The sequence below is a fragment of the Staphylococcus sp. FSL W8-0304 genome (genome assembly GCF_038006565.1).
GTDB classification, from domain to species: domain Bacteria; phylum Bacillota; class Bacilli; order Staphylococcales; family Staphylococcaceae; genus Staphylococcus; species Staphylococcus epidermidis.
Genome location: NZ_JBBOVL010000001.1, coordinates 370211 through 392193 on the forward strand (window position 1 = coordinate 370211; position 21983 = coordinate 392193).

Below are 21983 nucleotides of genomic sequence, written 5' to 3' on the forward strand. Positions count from 1 at the left end.
TTACTAGAATTACAAAAAATGAAAATATTATAAATTTTAACTGAATCAATAACTAACTGTATGTTATAGAAGCCTGAGAACATTGACGTCTCAGGTTTTTATATTGATTACAAAACTATCTTTATCTCACATAGAGTTCACTAAACGTTAATAATCTTTATGACATTTTAGTTAACGACTTAGTAATCGATTGTAATACTATATATAGTGTTTTATTTTATTTATATACACTATATATAGCAAAGGGTGACAAAATGACTACTCTAGAAACATCATTAACTCGATTAATCACAAAAGATCCAACTATATTAAATGAAAATGCAAATAAAGATAGTAATACATTCTCAACAATGCGAGATTTAACAGCTGGAACGGTATCAAAGTCTTATGCACTCGATCATTTACTTCCGAAGCATGTTGTTCATGCACATCAATCGGGAGATATTCATTTTCACGACTTAGATTACCATCCATTTCAACCATTAACCAATTGTTGTCTCATAGATGCAAAAGATATGTTAGAGAATGGCTTTGAGATAGGTAATGCTAATGTTACAACACCTCAATCAATACAAACCGCTTCAGCACAACTTGTACAAATCATTGCAAACGTTTCAAGCAGTCAATACGGAGGTTGTACTGTCGATCGTGTTGACGAATTACTAAGTAAATATGCACAAATGAACGCACAACATCATAGGGAAGTAGCAAATGATTTCGTTCAACCTGACAAAATTGAGAATTATGTGGACACGCAAGTAACTAAAGATATTGGTGATGCGATTGAAAGTTTAGAGTATGAGATCAACACACTATATACTTCCAATGGACAAACGCCATTCGTTACTTTGGGATTTGGTTTAGGAACAGATCAATTAAGTCGAAAGATTCAACAAGCAATTTTACATACTCGTATTAAAGGTCTCGGTAAAGATAGAGTCACTGCAATTTTCCCTAAACTTGTATTTTCGATAAAAAAGGGTATTAACTTTGGTCCAGAAGATCCTAACTATGATATTAAGCAACTTGCATTGGAATGTTCAACAAAACGCATGTATCCCGACATTTTAAATTACGATAAACTAGTGGAACTGCTTGGTGATTTTAAAGCACCGATGGGATGTCGTTCATTTTTACCAAGTTGGAAGAATGATGAAGGTCAATTGGAAAATAATGGACGGTGTAACTTAGGTGTAGTGACGCTGAACGTACCGAGAATTGCAATCGAAGCAGATGGTGACATGCAACAGTTTTGGGATATCTTTGAAAAACGCATGCAATTGTTACATGATGCACTTGTGTATCGAATTGAAAGACTACAAGATGCTATTCCGGATAACGCGCCTATTTTATATAAAAGTGGTGCATTTAAAAATAAACTCACTTCAGAAGATACTGTCGAATCATTATTTACAAATCAACGCGCTACAATTTCAATGGGGTATATCGGTTTATACGAAGCAGCAACATTATTTTATGGACCAAATTGGGAACATAATCCTGAGGCTAAAACATTCACATTAGACATATTAAGAGAAATGAAACGTTATCAAGTAGAGTGGACGAAACAATATGATATTTGGTTCAGTATATACAGCACACCTAGTGAATCACTCACAGATAGATTTTGCCGATTGGACAAAGATAAATTTGGATCTATTCCAGATGTTACTGACAAAGGATATTACCAAAATTCATTCCACTATGATGTTCGTAAAGATGTAACGCCGTTTGAAAAACTAGATTTTGAAAAGGACTATCCTTACTACGCAAGTGGTGGATTCATTCATTATTGTGAATATCCAAAGTTAAATCATAATCTTAAAGCTTTAGAAGCAGTATGGGATTATGCTTATGATAAGGTAGGTTATTTAGGTACGAATATTCCTATTGATCACTGTTATCGTTGTGGCTATGATGGAGATTTTGAAACTACTGCTAACGGATATAAATGCCCACATTGTGGCAACAATGATCCTAAAACAGTTGACGTTGTAAAAAGAACATGTGGTTATTTAGGAAATCCAGTTCAAAGACCAGTTATTGAAGGACGACAAAAAGAGATATGTGCGAGAGTGAAACACATGAAGGAACCTCATTCATGAATATTTTAAACATTAAAGAAGGTCAACACTATATAGCTAAAATAGAAAGTCATAGCTTTGTAGATGGTGAAGGTGTTCGATGCAGTGTATATGTTTCCGGATGTCCTTTTCAATGTAAAGGTTGTTATAACGTTCAAGCCCAAAATTTTAAATACGGAGAACCTTTCGAACTAGAAATGCTTGAAGAGATTTTAGATTATTGTGCGCCTTCTTATATCGAAGGCTTAAGCATACTTGGTGGAGAACCATTTTGTAATTTGTCTATCACACTCCAACTCGTTGAAGCTTTTAGACAACGATTCGGTCATACAAAAACAATTTGGGTGTGGACTGGCTTTTTATTTGAATATTTGAAACAGCAAAACGATGCGCGCAAGTCATTACTCGAACATATTGATGTATTAGTTGATGGTATGTTTATTCAACATTTATATCGCCCGAATCTTCCATATAAAGGATCACTTAATCAACGTGTGATTGATGTTCAAGCTTCCTTACAAAAAGAACAGGTCATTGAATATCTAAATGAATAGTTTATGATAATAATTGTAATTAATTTTTAAGATATCTCTTAGAAAAATAGCCTAAAATAAATGTTATGGTTCATTTGTTTTGGGCAATCTTTGTTATAAGTTATCAATGAGATGAACATGAATGTTATCACATGTATAACGACAGTTTTAAAGAGTATAGTTAATTTTATTTTTAAAGTAAATTTTTATCACTTTTTATTAGGTGGATGTGATTTGTTGCAATTTATAGACTGAAAAGTGACAAACATTAAACATCTAAAAAGTAAAAGAAATAATATTATACTTATATATATACTAATTACATATTAAAGTGATAAAATATTGAAGTGAAAATTGTTCGGCATAAGTTAGGAGATTCTTCCATGTTATTGTTTATCATAGAAATCATAATCATGATTCTAGCGATATTATTAGGATTAAGAACTGCTGGTGCACTGGGATGTGGCATCTTTGCTATAGTAGCGCAACTTATTATGATATTTGGATTCCAGTTACCTCCAGGTTCAGCACCAGTGACGGCAGTCTTGATCATATTATCTATTGGTATAGCAGGTGGTACGTTACAAGCTACTGGTGGTATTGACTATTTAGTTTACATTGCTTCACGTGTGATTGAACGCTTTCCAAAATCAATTATATTTATAGCACCAATGATTGTCTTTGTCTTTGTTTTTGGAATTGGTACTGCAAATATAGCTCTTTCACTTGAACCTATCATCGCTAAAACTGCACAAAAAGCACGAATTCAGCCTAAACGCGCATTAACTGCTTCGGTACTAACCGCCAATTTAGCCCTACTTTGTAGCCCGGCAGCTTCCGCTACAGCTTATATTATTTCAGTATTAGCAGGGTATGAAATATCGATGGGTAAGTATTTAAGTATTGTTTTACCTACAGCTTTAATTAGTATGTTAATGCTTAGTACATTTTGTACATTTGTAGGACGAAAAGAACACGTGCGTGATGAATCAGAACGTTTAGTTCAGATGCCAGAAGTCGAAATCAAAAATGACTTTTCATTAAAAGTAAAAATAGGTGTGATCTCATTCCTATTATGTGTCATGGGTATATTAACGTTTGGTATATTTCCTAATCTCATGCCGCAATTCAATGTGAATGGAGATGTAGTTAAAGTTGAGATGACTGAAATTGTTCAGTTCTTTATGTATCTCAGCGCTACAATTAATTTATTATTAATAAAAATCAATACTTCTGATATTCTGTCATCGAATATTACTCAGTCTGCAATGGGAGCACTCTTTGCAGTTCTTGGCCCAGGTTGGTTAGGTGCAACAATATTTAATGCTCCACATAACTTAAAAATATTGAAAAATGATATTGGGTCAATTATTAGTGAAGTACCTTGGCTTGTTATCATACTTGTTTCTGTAGTTGCAATGATTGTCATTTCTCAAACAGCTACAGCATCAATTATGGTACCGATAGTTATGAGTTTAGGTATACCCCCCATCTATTTTGTTGCGATGGTACAAACATTAAATGTGAATTTCGTTATTCCAGCTCAACCGACACTATTATTTGCTGTAGAACTAGATGAAACTGGTAGAACAAGACCTACGAGCTTTATGATACCAGGATTTTTTGTTATAACAGTATCCGTCATTACTGGATTTGTTATTAAAACCATTTTAGGATATTAATCAATTTTTATAAGTTGGAATTTAATCGCTATATATATAGTTCTTTAGATACTTCATCTCATAGAGTAAGGTATTTGAATGACTAAATATTGGCGATTTTTTTATTTATAGATTAAGAGTGAGTATAAGTGGAGAAAAAAATTAAAATAAATATATATACGTTAAAAGTGTATAAAAATACAATATGAAATATTGTAAAGTTCGTTCATTTTGTTAAATTTTAACTTAACACTATTGTCATAGCAATTTAAGATGAATGTTTGAGAGGCGTAAATTATATAATTATTCAAATGAGATTTTGATGATCCATGTATGTAATTTGCATTATTATTAAAAATTCGTTATTGTCTTTTTTGTGAATCACTATCCATTGAACGTAATTTAAAGTAAAGATTCATAAATTAATATTAGGGGGATCACATTTGAAAAAGGAAAAAGTTATGGACTGGACGACCTTCATAGGTGTAGTCATTGTGTTACTTTTTGCTGTTATACCTATGATGGTTTTTCCGAAAGCAAGTGAAATAATCATTACCGATATCAATAGTGCCATTTCTAATTCAATTGGATCGGTATATCTCTTTATGGGACTGGCTATATTTTGTTTTGTTTTATACATAGCATTTGGTAAGTACGGGAATGTCACGTTAGGAAAAGCGACTGACAAACCTGAATTTAATAATTTCACATGGGCAGCCATGTTATTCTGTGCCGGTATTGGTTCGGATATTTTATATTGGGGTGTTATTGAGTGGGCATTTTATTATCAAGTACCTCCTAACGGTGCAAAATCAATGTCTGATCAAGCTCTTCAATATGCAACTCAGTATGGTATGTTTCACTGGGGACCTATAGCCTGGGCAATATATGTGCTACCAGCATTGCCAATCGGTTATTTAGTTTTCGTTAAGAAGAAACCCGTCTATAAAATTAGTCAAGCTTGTCGACCAATTTTAAAAGGACATACGGATAAATTATTAGGAAAAATCGTAGATATTTTATTTATTTTCGGTTTGCTCGGTGGTGCTGCAACATCACTCGCTCTAGGCGTGCCAATGATCTCAGCTGGTATTGAACGATTGACTGGTTTAGATGGATCTAATATGATTTTACGTTCAATCATCTTACTAACTATTACAGTTATTTTCGCAATCAGTTCTTACACAGGTTTGAAAAAAGGTATTCAAAAATTAAGTGATGTTAACGTTTGGTTATCATTTTTATTATTAGCATTTGTATTCATTGTAGGTCCAACTGTGTTTATTATGGAAACTACAGTTACAGGGTTCGGTAATATGATAAAAGATTTCTTCCATATGGCGACATGGATGGAACCATTTGGTGGCATAAAAGGTCGTAAAGAAACGAATTTCCCTCAAGATTGGACAATATTCTACTGGTCATGGTGGCTCGTTTATGCACCGTTTATTGGATTGTTTATCGCGCGTATCTCAAAAGGACGTACACTTAAAGAAGTTGTATTAGGAACAATATGCTATGGAACATTAGGTTGTGTATTATTTTTCGGTATTTTTGGTAACTATGCTGTATATCTACAAATTTCTGAGCAATTTAATGTAATAAGCTATTTAAACAATCATGGTACAGAGGCAACAATCATAGAAGTAATGCATCAACTACCATTCTCGACAATTACTATTATCTTATTCTTAATATCAGCTTTCTTATTCTTAGCAACAACATTCGATTCTGGTTCATATATTTTAGCAGCAGCGTCACAGAAAAAAGTGATAGGAGAACCGTTACGTGCTAATCGTTTATTCTGGGCGTTTGCGTTATGTTTACTACCGTTCTCTTTAATGCTAGTTGGAGGAGAACGTGCATTAGAAGTATTGAAAACAGCATCATTACTTGCTAGTGTACCTTTAATTGTTATATTTACGCTTATGATGATTTCGTTCTTAATTATACTCGGACGAGATCGTATCAAGTTAGAAAGACGTGCAGATAAGCATAAAGAAATTGAAAGACGTTCTCTAAGAATAGTTCAGGTCAAAGACAAACCTGAAGACGATAACTTATAACAAAAAAGCCAAGCGATTATCGCTTGGCTTTTTCTTTTTAATCATGATGATGTTGTTCATCTGGAATTGGAAAATAGTTAAAGATTTCTCCTGACTCTAAAGCTTCACTTAATTGAGCGAGCCACTTGTAATAAATTTTAGAGTGGTCTAACTGCGCTTTTACATTCATTGCTTGGTTTTTAACTTCCTCGTCTATATCATTCTTTTCAAGAAGTGGGTAAATGATATTTTCTGCATCTTCAATTGCTTCCATATTAGTGTCAATTTCACGTTCCCATTTTTTAGTGAAAAAGTTGCGGAAGAAAGTGAAAAAATCTTTCTCTGCAATAAAATGTTGCTTTCGGCTACCACGCGTGAATTGTTGTTTGACGATATCGTATTCTTGTAATTTTTTTACACCTGTACTCATACTAGGTTTACTCATTTGCAGTTGTTGTCGCATTTCATCAAGTGTCATACTTCCTTCAAAAACCATAATGCCATACAAGTTACCTACACTACGGTTGATACCATACAAATCCATGGTTTCACCGATTGAGTTGATAACTAAATCTTTAGCTTCTTCGATATGTTGACTGTCATTGTTATTATAATCCATCACTGCACCTCCATTTTAATCCATTATTCAGCTTAGGTGGGACGCACTAGATACTATGATTTTTATGATGATTTACCTGTAAATAATACGTCTATTACTTTGAGTTGTAGTTTGTTCGTGAATATAAAGCATAGTTACATTGAAAGTTTATAATCATCAAAATCAAATGTTAGTTATCGATTTGAAGTGTTAATGTCTATACTACTTTTGACTATCTTCGATGTCGTAATCTATAAATGGCTATAAAAACCTATACTATATGTCCCATTTCTAATAAATACACACGAGAATCATTATAAAGCCTTTTATGAAAAAAAGAAAAGTAATTTTCTGAACAAAAATTATTTCTTAAACATAGATAAGTTTGATTGTAAAATACAAACATTTTTAAAGAAATTGACACTTTTTCATCAATTATGATAACATAACTCTGTAAAATTCGTTAAATAAAAATTTAACAAACTTAACGGAGGTCGTTTGATGGAACTTGTAGATAAATTATCAAATCGTCAATATATTGATGGAGAATGGGTTGAAAGTTCAAATAAAAACACAAGAGATATTATAAATCCTTATAATCAAGAAACAATCTTCACTGTAGCTGAAGGAACTAAAGAAGATGTTGAAAGAGCAATTTTAGCTGCTAGAAGATCTTTCGAAGACGGTGAATGGTCACTTGAAACAAGTGAAGTCAGAGGTAAAAAAGTGAGAGCCATTGCTGATAAAATTAAAGAAAATAGAGAAGAGTTAGCTAAATTAGAAACATTAGACACTGGTAAAACTTTAGAAGAATCCTATGCTGATATGGATGATATTCATAATGTGTTTATGTATTTTGCTGGTTTAGCTGATAAAGATGGCGGTGAAATGATTAACTCACCAATTCCTAATACAGAAAGTAAAATAGTTAAAGAACCTGTAGGTGTCGTTACTCAAATTACACCTTGGAACTATCCATTACTTCAAGCATCTTGGAAAATTGCGCCAGCTTTAGCAACAGGTTGCTCATTAGTTATGAAACCAAGTGAAATTACTCCGTTAACAACAATTCGTGTATTTGAATTGATGGAGGAAGTTGGTTTCCCTAAAGGAACAATTAATTTAGTACTTGGTGCTGGATCAGAAGTGGGTGACGTGATGTCAGGTCATGAAGAAGTCGATTTAGTTTCATTTACAGGTGGTATTGAAACAGGAAAACACATCATGAAACAAGCAGCTAATCACGTGACTGACGTTGCATTAGAATTAGGCGGCAAAAATCCTAATATTATTTTTGATGACGCTGATTTTGAATTAGCTGTAGACCAAGCACTTAATGGTGGATATTTCCACGCTGGTCAAGTGTGTTCTGCTGGTTCTAGAATCTTAGTTCACAATGATATTAAAGATAAATTCGAAAAAGCTCTTATCGATCGTGTAAGCAAAATCAAATTAGGTAACGGTTTTGATCAAGATACTGAAATGGGACCAGTTATCTCAACAGCACACCGCGATAAAATCGAAGGTTATATGGAAGTTGCGAAAAAAGATGGCGCAACAATTGCTATTGGTGGTAAACGTCCTGAACGTGAAGACTTACAAGCGGGATTATTCTTTGAACCTACTGTAATTACAGATTGTGATACATCAATGCGTATTGTTCAAGAGGAAGTCTTTGGACCAGTTGTGACTGTAGAAGGATTTGCTGACGAAGAAGAAGCTATTCGCTTAGCAAATGATTCAATTTACGGTTTAGCAGGTGCTGTATTTACTAAAGATATTGGTAAAGCACAACGTGTTGCGAATAAATTGAAACTTGGTACGGTTTGGATTAACGATTTCCATCCATACTTTGCGCAAGCGCCATGGGGCGGTTACAAACAATCAGGTATTGGTAGAGAATTAGGTAAAGAAGGATTAGAGGAATATTTAGTAAGTAAACATATTCTTACAAATACTAATCCAGAACCAGTGGATTGGTTTAGTAAATAATAATACATTGCTTATATACAGTAAATGACTTATAAATACAAAATGCTACATGAAGTGAGTACTTACAAAGGTATGGTGCTCACTTCAATAAATGAAACCTTTTAAGAAAGAGATGTTAACAAACAAAGAAAACAAATCAATTTTTGGAGGTCTTTAACGATGAGAAGAAAACGCGATTCATACGATTATGTCATTATTGGTGGTGGTAGTGCAGGTTCAGTTCTTGGTGCACGCCTTTCAGAAGATAAAGATAAAAATGTTTTGGTATTAGAAGCTGGACGTAGTGACTATTTCTGGGATTTATTTATTCAAATGCCAGCAGCATTGATGTTCCCATCAGGTAATCGTTTTTATGACTGGGAATATCAAACTGACGAAGAACCACATATGGGACGTAGAGTAGATCATGCAAGAGGTAAAGTATTAGGTGGCTCAAGTTCTATTAACGGTATGATTTATCAACGAGGTAACCCAATGGACTATGAAGGATGGGCAGAACCTGAAGGAATGGACACATGGGACTTTGCGCATTGTCTACCATATTTCAAAAAGTTAGAAACAACATATGGTGCAGCGCCATATGATAAAGTTAGAGGTCATGATGGTCCGATCAAATTAAAACGTGGACCAGCTACTAATCCATTATTTAAATCATTCTTTAACGCAGGTGTTGAAGCGGGCTATCATAAAACTGCAGACGTTAATGGTTACAGACAAGAAGGATTTGGTCCATTTGATAGCCAAGTACATCATGGACGTCGTATGTCTGCTTCAAGAGCGTATCTACGCCCAGCATTAAGACGTAGAAACTTAGATGTTGAAACACGTGCGTTCGTAACAAAATTAATATTTGATGAAAATAATAGTAAAAAAGTAACAGGCGTGACTTTCAAGAAAAATGGTAAAGAACATACTGTTCACGCAAACGAAGTCATTTTATCTGGCGGTGCTTTCAATACGCCACAACTATTACAATTATCAGGTATTGGTGACTCAGAATTCTTAAAATCAAAAGGTATTGAACCACGTATGCATTTACCAGGTGTTGGTGAGAACTTCGAAGATCACTTAGAAGTATATATTCAACATAAATGTAAACAACCGGTTTCACTACAACCTAGCCTTGATGTTAAACGTATGCCGTTCATTGGTTTACAATGGATTTTTGCACGTAAAGGTGCAGCGGCGTCTAACCACTTTGAAGGTGGCGGCTTCGTAAGATCAAATGATGATGTTGATTATCCAAACCTCATGTTCCACTTCTTACCAATTGCTGTAAGATATGATGGTCAAAAAGCACCAGTAGCACATGGTTACCAAGTACATGTTGGACCAATGTACTCCAACTCAAGAGGTAGTTTGAAAATCAAATCTAAGGATCCATTTGAAAAACCAAGTATCGTGTTTAATTACTTATCTACGAAAGAAGACGAAAGAGAATGGGTTGAAGCAATTAGAGTAGCAAGAAATATATTAAAACAAAAAGCTATGGATCCATTTAATGGTGGCGAAATTTCACCAGGACCACAAGTTCAAACGGATGAAGAAATTTTAGATTGGGTACGAAAAGATGGAGAAACTGCATTACATCCATCTTGTAGCGCGAAAATGGGACCTGCATCTGACCCAATGGCAGTAGTCGATCCATTAACTATGAAAGTACATGGTATGGAAAATTTACGTGTCGTTGATGCTTCAGCAATGCCTAGAACAACAAATGGTAATATTCATGCGCCTGTATTGATGTTAGCTGAGAAAGCAGCGGATATTATTCGTGGTAGAAAACCGCTTGAACCTCAATATGTTGACTATTATAAACATGGTATTGATGATGAAAAAGCAGGTGCAATGGAAGATGATCCATTCTATCAATATTAAAATGGTAGATGGAAAGTTAAATTAAAAATTTAATTAAATGTATATTTTTAGCTCATTTATTCGTTATTTATAAAATGACCTGAGACAAATCGTTGTCTCAGGTTTTTACATATATAACAGTATTTATAAATGAAATTTCATTAAATGAGGTAATCATGCATACTTGAGGTCATAATTTATAAATAGTATATATGCTTATATTTAGAAAAGTAATAATTGAATAGTAAATGTTGCTTCAGATATTTACAAGATAATCAAGTCGCACATTTTGGGTGCCATAGAGATAATTATGTTTACTTCTATATGTAGTAGGTTTGATATTCTGTTTAATTAATTAGAGAAAATAAGAGCAATGAAAAGTTTATGTTTTTTATGTGTCAATAACACTTTTCAGCTACTATATCACTTAGTTTTTCTTACTTTGATAAGTTACTAAGAATATATATGTATAAGTTAAGTACATAGAGTGTCGGTTTGGATTTAATGTTTTATATAATAAATCATGGTAGTATGTATTTATATCATATTGAAGAGGTGATAAGGTGAGTTTTTATCATTTTATACAAAATTTCGTTGGTGATGAAACACCTTTAGGTAAACTAGCCGCATGGATTAACCAAGATGAAGATTTCCCTATAGAGGAAACAACAGCACATAATATATTAAACTATTTTAATCAGTTAAATTATTTTGATGACGATTGTATTGAAACTGTAAAACGCTCACTATCACTATATGAACAAAGTAAAGTAGCCCTATAATATTAAATTGAAATGAAGGGATGTCTTATGTTAGTTAGCGATACAAATAAAACATATATAATAGAAGAAACTCGTAATTCATTCATAATTGAAAGGAATAATGATCAGCAGCATTACGAAGTATTAGAATCAATTAACAGCTTATCTAATGATTCATTTTGTGTGTTAAATCACTTATTCGTCAATGAAGGTAATAAAGAGGTGTTTGAGTCACGGTTTTTAAAGAGAAATCAACATTTGCAAGATGTGCCTGGTTTTAAAGCGTTAAGATTTCTTAGACCGGTAGTCAAAGGGAGACATTACATTATCATCACGCTATGGAACAGTAGACAAGCTTTCTATGATTGGCAAAATTCAAAAGCATATGCGCAAACTCATAAAAAACGTGGAACTCAAAAAGGTGTCGATCATCGTATAGTCAATAGAGATTTATCCTATAATATAAGAATAGAGTTAGAAAGTCTTAATAACTAAATTTGTGTTGAATATATGAATGATAAAATATAAAAACGGCATAATATGTTATTAAATTTATTAAGAATAAAAATTTGAGAATACTTTTAATGAATTGTACACACGTAAAAGTCTATTTGACTTGTTCAAATAATATAAGATAAATGAATGTAACAAAAAGTTAATGATAAACCTGTACATTGTTTTATGTTTCAGGTTTTTCTTATTTGAAAATTTGTTAGTTGATGTTGAATGATATGAATGTTTTTAAGAGGTTTGATAGATTATAAACCTTTGGTAGTTTTTAGATGAAAGTATATTGAAAGGAAGTACACTTATGAATAAATCAAATTTACTAGCACCTGAGAAATATAATATTGTTTCAGAAATAGAAAAATATGCTTCAGAAGATCATAAAAAAGCCATTATTTACAAGGATAACGAGCATGAAAATATTTCTGTAAGTTATAAAGAACTTATCAGTAATGCTAATAAAGTAGGGAATGTATTCCTCAATCATGGGCTGAAAAAAGGAGATAAAGTTCTCATCATGATGCCACGTGCAATCGTTACATATGAATTATATATTGCAGCATTGAAACTGGGGATAGCGATTGTTCCAAGTTCAGAAATGTTACGAACAAAAGATTTACAATATCGAATTACTCACGGTGAGATTGATGCAGTTATTTCATTTGATTCTCTAACTAAAGAATTCGAAAACGTTAAAGAATATGACCAATTAAAGAAATTTATAGTAGCTGGTCACAAAGAAGATTGGGTTTCAATAGAAGATGAAAAAGAAAAAGTAAGTGATGACCTTAAAGGCGCAGATACAACACGAGATGATTTGGCGATTCTTTCTTATACATCAGGTACAACAGGTAATCCAAAAGCAGTAACGCATTCACATGGATGGGGGTATGCCCATTTGCAAATGGCACCAAAACATTGGTTATGCATACAAGAGAATGATCTTGTATGGGCAACTGCAGCACCAGGGTGGCAAAAGTGGGTGTGGAGTCCATTCTTATCTGTTTTAGGGATGGGAGCAACAGCATTTGTCTATAACGGTCGTTTCCACCCTGAAACATATCTCGAGTTACTTCAAAATTATCAAATCAATGTTCTATGTTGTACACCAACAGAATATCGTATGATGGCTAAACTTAGTCATTTAGAACAGTATAATTTAGAACATTTACACAGTGCGGTGTCTGCGGGTGAACCTTTAAATCGAGAAGTTGTTGAACAATTTAAACGTCATTTTAATATTACTGTTCGAGATGGATATGGACAAACGGAAAGTACATTGTTGATTGGATTTCTAAAAGATACTGAACCACGTATGGGTTCAATGGGTAAAGGTATACCTGGTAGTTTTGTTACTGTCATTGATGATGATGGTAAAGAGGTTGGCCCAAATGTAAAAGGTAATATTGCCGTGCCTTTAGACTTACCAGCCTTATTTAAAGGTTATTTTAAAGATGAAGCACGCACAAAAGCAGCTTCAACAGGTGATTATTATGTTACTGGAGACCAAGCTCATATTGATAATGATGGTTATTTCTGGTTCGAAGGTCGCCGTGACGATATTATTATTAGTTCAGGTTATACCATTGGACCTTTTGAAGTAGAAGATGCATTAACAAATCATGCAGCTGTTAAAGAATGTGCTGTTGTAGCAAGTCCGCATGACATTCGTGGAAATATTGTTAAAGCATTTATCATCTTGCAAGATGATTATGAAGCAAGTGATGAGTTAATCCAAGAATTACAAGTATTCTGTAAAAATGAAGTAGCACCGTATAAATATCCAAGAGCAATTGAATTTGTTGAAAATCTACCAAAAACAAATTCAGGTAAGATACGTCGCGTTGAATTACGTGATGCAGAAATTAAAAAATATAAACAATAGTATTCATCGCATTAAGTATGAATGAAAATATTTCCTGGGACACTTATACAATGTCTCAGGTTTTTTATTTTGACTATCAGAGACTAATATTAGAAATATGCATTAGTATAATTTAGTTAATGTCATGAGACAGGGAATTCAATATGAATTTTGTCCTGCTTTTTACGATTACATGAGTATAACCTAATCAATGATGAATTGAAAAATAGAATCATGAATAAAAAAGCATTAAATTAATACTTTTGATATATTTAGAACAAATTTAATGAAAGCCTTTTCTTAAAAGTGTTGTAATTCCGTTTTTATTATGACATACTTGTAAATAAATAGTATGACATAATAAAAATAAGAGGTGGTCAAGAATGACACAATTCGTTTATGCATTTAATGAAGGAAATATAGCTATGAAAGACTTACTTGGTGGTAAAGGTGCCAATCTTTCAGAGATGAAGAGACTCGGACTACCAGTACCTGATGGTTTTACAATTACGACTGAAGCTTGTATTACCTATTTAAAACAAAATGAAAAACTACCTACAGAAGTAAAGACACAATTAATTGATCATTTAGCAGCTTTTTCTAAACGAACTGGAAAGGCCTTTTCTTCTGATGACAACTTGTTATTAGTATCAGTACGTAGTGGTGCAAAAATTTCCATGCCAGGAATGATGGATACAATTCTTAATTTAGGACTTAACGATGATAATGTAAAAAAGCTTATTGACAAAACAAATGATGCACGCTTTGCATATGATTGTTACCGTCGTTTACTACAAATGTTTGGAGAGGTTGTTTATGGTATTCCAATGACAGCTTTCGATACATATTTTAATGATTTTAAAACGAAGCATCGTTATCAAAATGATGCTGAAATTCCGGCAGAAGGACTACAAACTATATGTGAAAGATATAAAGAAATTTATGTAGAAGAGGCATATAAACCTTTTCCACAAGAACCGTTAAAGCAATTAGAAGAAGCAATTGAAGCAGTATTTAAATCTTGGGATAATGATCGTGCACGTGTATATAGAGATTTAAATGATATTCCACATGATATTGGTACAGCTGTAAATATTCAGGAAATGGTATTTGGTAATAGTGGTGCAAATAGTGGTACGGGTGTAGCATTTACAAGAAATCCAGTTACCGGAGAAAATCATTTATTCGGGGAGTACTTACTTAATGCTCAAGGTGAAGATGTTGTTGCAGGTATTCGTACCCCTAAGGATATTGACACTTTAAAACAACAAATGCCAGACGTGCATCAAGAGTTCGTTGATGTAACTAAACAACTTGAAAAGCATTACAAAGATATGCAAGATATAGAATTTACAATTGAAAATGGGAAACTTTATTTATTACAAACACGTAACGGAAAGCGTACTGCTAAAGCAGCAATAAAAATTGCTGTGGATTTAGTTCACGAGCAATTAATTACACGTGAAGAAGCAGTATCAAAAGTAGAAGTAAAATCAATAGACCAATTATTACATCCTAATTTTAATGAAGAGTCATTAAAGCAAGCGACAGTGGTTTCTAAAATGGGCTTACCAGCTAGTCCCGGTGCAGCAACAGGAAAAGTAGTCTTCTCTGCTGAAGAAGCAAAACTTCAAGCTGAAAATGGTAATAAAGTAGTGTTAATGCGACCGGAAACATCACCTGAAGATATTGAGGGGATGGTAGCAAGTGAAGCAATCGTAACAACTCATGGTGGTATGACATCACATGCTGCTGTTGTAGCAAGAGGAATGGGTAAATGTTGTGTGACAGGATGTTCGAATGTAGAGATAGATACAGTGAACAAAACAGTATATTATCCTGAAGGTGAATTACATGAAGGGGATATCGTTTCTGTAGATGGTTCAGCTGGTGATTTATATTTAGGAGCAATTGAAACAGTCAATGCTGAACATAGTGAAGAGTTCGATCAATTTATGACTTGGTCTGAAGAGATTGCAAGACTGCAAGTTAGAATGAATGCTGAAACACCACAAGATATAAAAGCTGGATATAATTTTGGCTCTAAAGGAATAGGTTTAGTTCGTACTGAGCACATGTTCTTTGGACCTGAACGTTTAATAGAAATGCGCCGTTTTATTTTAGCTTCAAATCATGACGAACGTGTACAAGCTTTAGAAAAAATTAAAACATATCAAGTAGAAGATTTTGAAACAATTTTCAGATTATCTCAAGATAGACCTACGATTGTTCGTTTGCTTGATCCACCGTTACATGAGTTCTTGCCATCATCTGAAGAAGATATAAACAATGTTTCTCAACAGCTGAATGTATCTTCAGAGTTCTTACGCAAGCGAATCGTTGACTTAAATGAGGTCAATCCAATGCTTGGTCATCGTGGTTGTCGTTTGGCTGTGACTTATCCAGAGTTATATGAGATGCAAGTTGAAGCTATCATTGAAAGTGTTATTAAGCTTCAAAAAGAGGGGATAACGTGCCTGCCAGAAATTATGATTCCTCTCGTGTCAACAGTAGAAGAATTTACAACTTTAAAAGAACGATTAGTTAATACAATTAGACATTTAGAAAAAGAATCTCAACAAAATATACAATATATGATAGGTACTATGATTGAAACGCCTAGAGCATGCTTGATTGCGAATGACCTTGCGAAACATTGTGATTTCTTCAGTTTTGGTACTAATGATTTAACACAATTGACATTTGGTTTCTCTAGAGATGATGCAGGAAAATTCATAAATGTGTATACTGAAAATAACATTTTACAGCTTGACCCATTCCAAACTTTAGATAGAGAAGGTGTAGGACGACTAATTCAATTAGCCGTTGAACAAGCTAAAAATACCAATCCAGAGATTAAAATTGGTGTATGTGGTGAGCTTGGTGGCGATGCAAAATCAATTCGTCAATTTAACCAATGGGGAATTGATTATGTTTCATGTTCACCATTTAGAGTTCCGGGTGCAATTTTAGCTACAGCTCAGAGTCAAGCGGAGGAAAGCGAGCGATAAGGTGAAGGATAATAATGAAGTATTAAAGTTATTTATAGTTTCAGATTCAATAGGAGAAACAGCGCAACGGATGATTCATGCAACGTTGACACAGTTTCCAGATTTAACTCAAGTAGAAATTAAGAAATTTCCGTATATTAAGGACGAACAAGAATTTTTAAATGTCTTACAATTAGCTAAAGTACAGAATGCAATTGTTGCAACAACATTAGTGAGTGAGTCATTTAATGCATTAGGTCATCAGTTTGCAAATGAACATCAAATTCCCTATGTAGATTACATGTCTGAGTTAATTAGTATAATTAAAAAACATACACACGCTAAACCATTAATGGAAAGTGGTGCGTTGCGTAAGCTTAATGATGAGTATTTTAAGCGTATAGAAGCAATTGAGTATTCAGTGAAATATGATGATGGTAAGCATTTTACAGATATTGGAGAAGCGGATGCTTTAATAGTAGGTGTATCACGTACCTCTAAAACGCCATTAAGTATGTACTTAGCTAATAAAGGATATAAGATTGCAAATATTCCTTTAGTCCCTGAAGTGGCTATTCCAGATAATGTATTTCAACAAAAGAATTTAAAGGTATTTGGATTAACAGCAAGTCCCAATTATATCGCAAATATACGACGTAATCGTGCAGAAACATTAGGACTATCTTCAGAATCTAATTACAATAGTTTAGAGCGTATCAAAAAAGAATTATCTTATGCTGAAGAAGTTTTTAGAAAATTAAATGCAACGGTAATTAATACAGAATATAAATCGATAGAGGAATCGGCATTTTATATTGAAAAGTTTCTAGCTAAACGTTAAATGTTCATAAAAATATATATCATAAAATTGTCATAAATTTACTATTAACAATTTACTTTTCAAAGTGCTTGCTTTAACATATATATGTAAAAGCTATTAGATTTGATTCTTTTCTAAGGTTTTGAGGTTATAAAGTAATATAACAAGAATGATGACGTCTAATTAGCTGGAAAGCAATTTGATAACTACTACACAAGAGGTGAACATTATGTCTATGTCTGACAAAAAAGACGTCGTGTTAATCGGTGCCGGTGTACTAAGTACTACATTTGGTTCTATGTTGAAAACGATTGCACCTGATTGGGACATTCATTTATATGAACGTCTAGATCGTCCTGGTATTGAAAGTTCAAATGAACGTAACAATGCAGGAACAGGGCATGCAGCTTTATGTGAATTGAACTATACTGTACAACAACCTGATGGTTCAATTGATATTGAAAAAGCTAAAGAAATTAATGAACAATTTGAAATTTCTAAACAATTCTGGGGACATTTAGTTAAATCAGGAGAAATTCAAAATCCTAAAGAATTTATTAATCCATTACCTCATATTAGTTTTGTTCGTGGTAAAAATAACGTTAAATTCTTAAAAGATCGTTATGAAGCGATGAAGCAATTCCCTATGTTCGATAATATCGAATATACTGAAGATATTGAAGAAATGAGAAAATGGATTCCATTAATGATGAAAGGCCGTGAAGATAAGGGCTACATGGCAGCGAGTAAAATAAACGAAGGAACTGACGTAAATTACGGTGAATTAACTCGTAAAATGGCTCAAAATCTTAAAAACTCACCAAACGTTGAAGTGCAATACAAACATGAAGTTGTTGATTTTGAACGTTTGTCTAATGGTAAATGGTCAGTTAAAATTAAAAATCTAAATAATGGACAAGTATTCGAACATCAAACTGATTATGTGTTTATCGGTGCTGGTGGTGGCGCAATTCCACTATTACAAAAAACTGGCATTCCAGAAAGTAAACATTTAGGTGGATTCCCAATCAGTGGACAATTTATTGCTTGTACAAATCCACAAGTTATTGAACAGCACGATGCCAAAGTTTATGGTAAAGAACCACCTGGTACACCACCAATGACGGTACCTCACTTAGATACACGTTACATTGATGGTGAAAGAACATTATTATTTGGGCCATTTGCAAACGTGGGGCCTAAATTCCTAAAACATGGTTCTAACTTGGATTTATTCAAATCAATTAAACCATATAACATTACGACTTTACTTGCTTCTGCAGTTAAAAACTTACCATTAATTAAGTATTCATTTGACCAAGTCATTATGACAAAAGAAGGTTGTATGAACCATTTACGTACGTTCTATCCTGAAGCACGTGATGAAGATTGGCAAGTTTACACAGCTGGTAAACGTGTACAAGTTATTAAAGATACTGAAGAGAATGGTAAAGGATTTATCCAATTTGGTACTGAAGTGGTTAATTCTGAAGACCACTCAGTTATTGCATTACTAGGCGAATCACCAGGAGCATCAACTTCAGTATCAGTAGCACTAGAAGTTTTAGAGAAAAACTTCCCTGAATACGCGAAAGACTGGGAACCTAAAATCAAGAAAATGATTCCTTCATATGGTGAATCACTTATTGATGATGTTCAATTAATGAGAAAAATACGTAAACAAACATCTAAAGATCTTGAATTAGGATTCTATAATAAAGCAAAATAAAAAGATATAGCGTTATCTATTAATCCTTATTAGGTAAAGTTGCTGTATTTAATATTTTAAATGCCTGAGACAATGAGTGTCTCAGGCATTTTTATATATTAACAATCGATGGTTAATTTGCAGATGAAAGGGATTTAAATCAAGATTGTGAACTATCATATCTTTTGATAAGGCAGCGAAAAAATTCAATACAAAGTATATTTCATATCTTTTCTTTAATTGATAGATAATTAATGAAAATTCGTTTTTTAAAATTAATAAATAAAAATATGTATAGGTAACTATATATTCAAAACCTTAAATAGTGTATTATAAAGTTATAAATAGCAATTTAAAACTAATCAATATTTAATTGTTATTTCTCTGTATATAAAAATTAAAAGGAGATAGAATATGAAAAAATTTTTGGGAATTTTATTAATTGTGATGTCAATTGCTCTTGTGGGATGTTCAAATAGCAATGATTCAGATCAATCTTCTAATGAAAAGTCATCATCAAAAAGCTCGGAGAAAAAAACGGACGTGGCGACTGAATATACAAAAGAGGACGAATATAAAGAACTAGAAAAAGAAGCTAAGGATCTTAAACAAAAGCCAGTTCTTAATGAAATCGATGCACTTATTACAGAAAAAGGTTTTACAAATAAAACGGGGTTGCAAGGCTGGGAAGACTATAAAAAATTAGTGGATAAGGTAACACTTGCAGATTATAAATACACAAAAGAATCTAAAGGGTCATCTATTGAAGAAGTTAATAAGTTCTTTAAAGATAAAAAAGGTGTAGAGATTAAACGAATGAAAAGTAAGGAAAAAAATATTAAGCATATCAATTATATGTATGTAGATCCAGATGGTAAAAAAACAGGTAAAAATAAGCAACCTATGTCCTACGCTCAAATACTTGCAACATTTAAAGAAGGTAAATTAGTAGCTACAAATATTCAACCTGGATTTTTTGCTTTAGACAAAAAGAAAATGGTTAAAGCTAAAGACTTAGAAGAAGTTAAGACATTGGAAGATTTAACGCGTTTGAAAGATCCTAAAGCGACATCATATGGTATTTTACAGACGAAATATAAAGGAAAACCATACACTCAAGTTTCAATATTAGGCAGTGATTCTGATGAAGAGAATGATATTTCCTCAGCCATATTAGCTTATTATCTATTTTCACCAACGGAATTAGATAGTGATGATAATCATAAATACGTTGAAGTTGCATCAGCGCCATTCTTAAGTGCTCAAAACGATTTTTCATCTTATCAACTTGGTGTATTTAAAAAAATTATCGAAAGTAGTATGTCGTTTGATGAATAATCAAAGGACAAAATGTGTGTAAAGTATAAAAAAAACCGTGTGGTCAGATTAATCTACCACACGGTTTTAATATTTCTCTAGACAATATGATGTTGTTTAGAGAAAACATTGTTCGTTATGAACTGATAAATAATTAGTTTTTATTTACTGACGCATCATAGATTGAATCTACAGCATCGCCTAATGCTTTATCGAATTCTTCTTGTGATTGGCTAGCACGTAAGTCACTTGCTAATGCACGTGAGAAGCTTGCAATTAATTCATCGTTATCTTTTAACAATTTGTTAGCTTCATCTCGGCTATAACCACCTGATAATACTACTACACGTACAACATTAGGGTGGTCAGCTAATTCTTTATATAAATTAGCTTCAGTAGGAATAGTTAATTTTAGCATAACTAATTGATCATCGTTTAATGAATCTAAACCTTTTTTGATTTCAGCTTTTAAAACTTTCTCAATTTCAGATTTATCTTTAGCGTTAATATTAACTTCTGGTTCGATAATAGGTACTAAACCTTTAGCGATGATTTTTTTAGCGAATTCAAATTGTTGTTCAACAACATCTTTGATTCCTTGTTCATTAAGTTCAAGGATGTTAGAACGCATTTTAGTACCGAAGATATGACGTTCATTTGCACGATCTAAAGTTTCATCTAAATCATCAATTGGTTTCATTAATTGCACGCCATTTTTCTCTTCAGCAAGACCTTTGTCGACTTTTAAGAAAGGAACAACGCCTTTGTCCGCTAAATAGTCTCCAGTGTATTTACCTTCAACTTCGCGATCCATAGTTTGTTCGAATAAAATCGCACCTAAAATTTTATCAGGTGAAAATGAAGGTGAAGTTACAACACGTGTACGCATATCGTGAACAAGTTGGAACATTTCGTCTTCATTACTGTATTGATCTTCATTCACACCATATTCTTTAAGTGCTTTAGGTGTACTACCACCACTTTGGTCTAATGCAGCAATGAATCCTTTACCATGAGTCATTTTTTCTAATTGTTCTTTATTCATACTTTCCACTCCTTAATATAACTTTCATATACAGTATGATAAAAATTACTTTTTATCTCAAGTTTTTCTACTTAAAAATGATGAAAAATCACATAATTGTTGTAATTAACTATGATTTAGATGTGTAAAATATAAATAAATCGTAACAATGATTTTCCTTAAATGCATCATATCGTCAGAAACACCGACGAATAAAATTGA

At 32.9% G+C, this 21983-nt stretch carries 15 protein-coding genes; 13 read left to right on the top strand and 2 right to left on the bottom strand.

The features are described from left to right. Nucleotides 1-236 precede the first annotated feature (236 nt). From nrdD to NST35_RS01580, 4 genes are all read left to right on the top strand, one after another. Nucleotides 237-2105, top strand: coding sequence for an anaerobic ribonucleoside-triphosphate reductase (gene nrdD / locus NST35_RS01565; protein ID WP_340747314.1), 1869 nt, complete (start codon nucleotides 237-239; stop codon nucleotides 2103-2105). Continuing rightward, nucleotides 2102-2638: an anaerobic ribonucleoside-triphosphate reductase activating protein gene (nrdG, locus tag NST35_RS01570; protein ID WP_032604517.1), complete on the top strand. Its 537-nt coding sequence runs from the start codon at nucleotides 2102-2104 to the stop codon at nucleotides 2636-2638. Before nrdD ends, nrdG begins: the two co-directional genes overlap by 4 nt. Before the next feature lie 362 nt (nucleotides 2639-3000). Next, on the top strand, nucleotides 3001-4299 hold the full coding sequence (locus tag NST35_RS01575; RefSeq protein ID WP_001830664.1) for an anaerobic C4-dicarboxylate transporter: 1299 nt from the start codon (nucleotides 3001-3003) through the stop codon (nucleotides 4297-4299). Nucleotides 4300-4721: 422 nt separating this feature from the next. After that, nucleotides 4722-6344 (top strand): BCCT family transporter, encoded by a 1623-nt coding sequence (locus NST35_RS01580; RefSeq protein WP_002447035.1) that lies wholly within the window; start codon nucleotides 4722-4724, stop codon nucleotides 6342-6344. A 37-nt stretch (nucleotides 6345-6381) separates the two neighbouring features. Here the strand turns inward: NST35_RS01580 and cudC are convergent, their stop codons facing one another. Then, nucleotides 6382-6942, bottom strand: a complete 561-nt coding sequence (gene cudC, locus NST35_RS01585; RefSeq protein ID WP_002458272.1) for a choline uptake/conversion transcriptional regulator CudC — start codon at nucleotides 6940-6942, stop codon at nucleotides 6382-6384. A 480-nt stretch (nucleotides 6943-7422) separates the two neighbouring features. Between cudC and betB the strand changes: the two genes are divergently transcribed. From betB to NST35_RS01630, 9 genes are all read left to right on the top strand, one after another. After that, entirely contained in the window at nucleotides 7423-8913 is a 1491-nt protein-coding gene (gene betB / locus NST35_RS01590; protein ID WP_002458271.1) for a betaine-aldehyde dehydrogenase, read from the top strand. Nucleotides 8914-9072: 159 nt separating this feature from the next. Beyond that, on the top strand, nucleotides 9073-10791 hold the full coding sequence (gene betA, locus NST35_RS01595) for a choline dehydrogenase (protein WP_001830593.1): 1719 nt from the start codon (nucleotides 9073-9075) through the stop codon (nucleotides 10789-10791). A gap of 542 nt (nucleotides 10792-11333) precedes the next feature. Beyond that, the gene (locus NST35_RS01600) at nucleotides 11334-11552 is read left to right on the top strand and encodes a sterile alpha motif-like domain-containing protein (protein ID WP_002458270.1); all 219 of its coding nucleotides are present in this window, start codon (nucleotides 11334-11336) and stop codon (nucleotides 11550-11552) included. Nucleotides 11553-11579: 27 nt separating this feature from the next. Next, nucleotides 11580-12026, top strand: a complete 447-nt coding sequence (locus NST35_RS01605; RefSeq protein WP_340747235.1) for an antibiotic biosynthesis monooxygenase family protein — start codon at nucleotides 11580-11582, stop codon at nucleotides 12024-12026. Nucleotides 12027-12342: 316 nt separating this feature from the next. Beyond that, a complete protein-coding gene (gene mbcS, locus NST35_RS01610) occupies nucleotides 12343-13923 on the top strand; it encodes an acyl-CoA synthetase MbcS (protein ID WP_002447040.1) in 1581 nt (526 codons plus the stop codon). Nucleotides 13924-14285: 362 nt separating this feature from the next. After that, entirely contained in the window at nucleotides 14286-16913 is a 2628-nt protein-coding gene (gene ppdK, locus NST35_RS01615) for a pyruvate, phosphate dikinase (RefSeq protein ID WP_002458268.1), read from the top strand. Between the two features lies 1 nt (nucleotide 16914). Beyond that, a complete protein-coding gene (locus tag NST35_RS01620; RefSeq protein ID WP_002458267.1) occupies nucleotides 16915-17733 on the top strand; it encodes a pyruvate, water dikinase regulatory protein in 819 nt (272 codons plus the stop codon). A gap of 208 nt (nucleotides 17734-17941) precedes the next feature. Then, nucleotides 17942-19441: an L-lactate dehydrogenase (quinone) gene (gene lqo, locus NST35_RS01625; protein WP_002458266.1), complete on the top strand. Its 1500-nt coding sequence runs from the start codon at nucleotides 17942-17944 to the stop codon at nucleotides 19439-19441. A gap of 393 nt (nucleotides 19442-19834) precedes the next feature. Continuing rightward, entirely contained in the window at nucleotides 19835-20758 is a 924-nt protein-coding gene (locus NST35_RS01630; protein WP_002458265.1) for a hypothetical protein, read from the top strand. Between the two features lie 133 nt (nucleotides 20759-20891). On the opposite strand, the gene NST35_RS01635 is transcribed toward NST35_RS01630, so the two are convergent. Then, nucleotides 20892-21782, bottom strand: a complete 891-nt coding sequence (locus NST35_RS01635) for a fructose bisphosphate aldolase (protein WP_002458264.1) — start codon at nucleotides 21780-21782, stop codon at nucleotides 20892-20894. Between the last annotated feature and the right edge of the window lie 201 nt (nucleotides 21783-21983).

Bases quoted from the DNA above. Each gene is read 5' to 3' on its own strand.
- nrdG (WP_032604517.1), top strand. From the start codon at position 2,102: ATGAATATTTTAAACATTAAAGAAGGTCAACACTATATAGCTAAAATA.
- NST35_RS01575 (WP_001830664.1), top strand. From the start codon at position 3,001: ATGTTATTGTTTATCATAGAAATCATAATCATGATTCTAGCGATATTA.
- cudC (WP_002458272.1), bottom strand. From the start codon at position 6,942: ATGGATTATAATAACAATGACAGTCAACATATCGAAGAAGCTAAAGAT.
- betB (WP_002458271.1), top strand. From the start codon at position 7,423: ATGGAACTTGTAGATAAATTATCAAATCGTCAATATATTGATGGAGAA.
- betA (WP_001830593.1), top strand. From the start codon at position 9,073: ATGAGAAGAAAACGCGATTCATACGATTATGTCATTATTGGTGGTGGT.
- NST35_RS01605 (WP_340747235.1), top strand. From the start codon at position 11,580: ATGTTAGTTAGCGATACAAATAAAACATATATAATAGAAGAAACTCGT.
- mbcS (WP_002447040.1), top strand. From the start codon at position 12,343: ATGAATAAATCAAATTTACTAGCACCTGAGAAATATAATATTGTTTCA.
- ppdK (WP_002458268.1), top strand. From the start codon at position 14,286: ATGACACAATTCGTTTATGCATTTAATGAAGGAAATATAGCTATGAAA.
- lqo (WP_002458266.1), top strand. From the start codon at position 17,942: ATGTCTATGTCTGACAAAAAAGACGTCGTGTTAATCGGTGCCGGTGTA.
- NST35_RS01630 (WP_002458265.1), top strand. From the start codon at position 19,835: ATGAAAAAATTTTTGGGAATTTTATTAATTGTGATGTCAATTGCTCTT.
- NST35_RS01635 (WP_002458264.1), bottom strand. From the start codon at position 21,782: ATGAATAAAGAACAATTAGAAAAAATGACTCATGGTAAAGGATTCATT.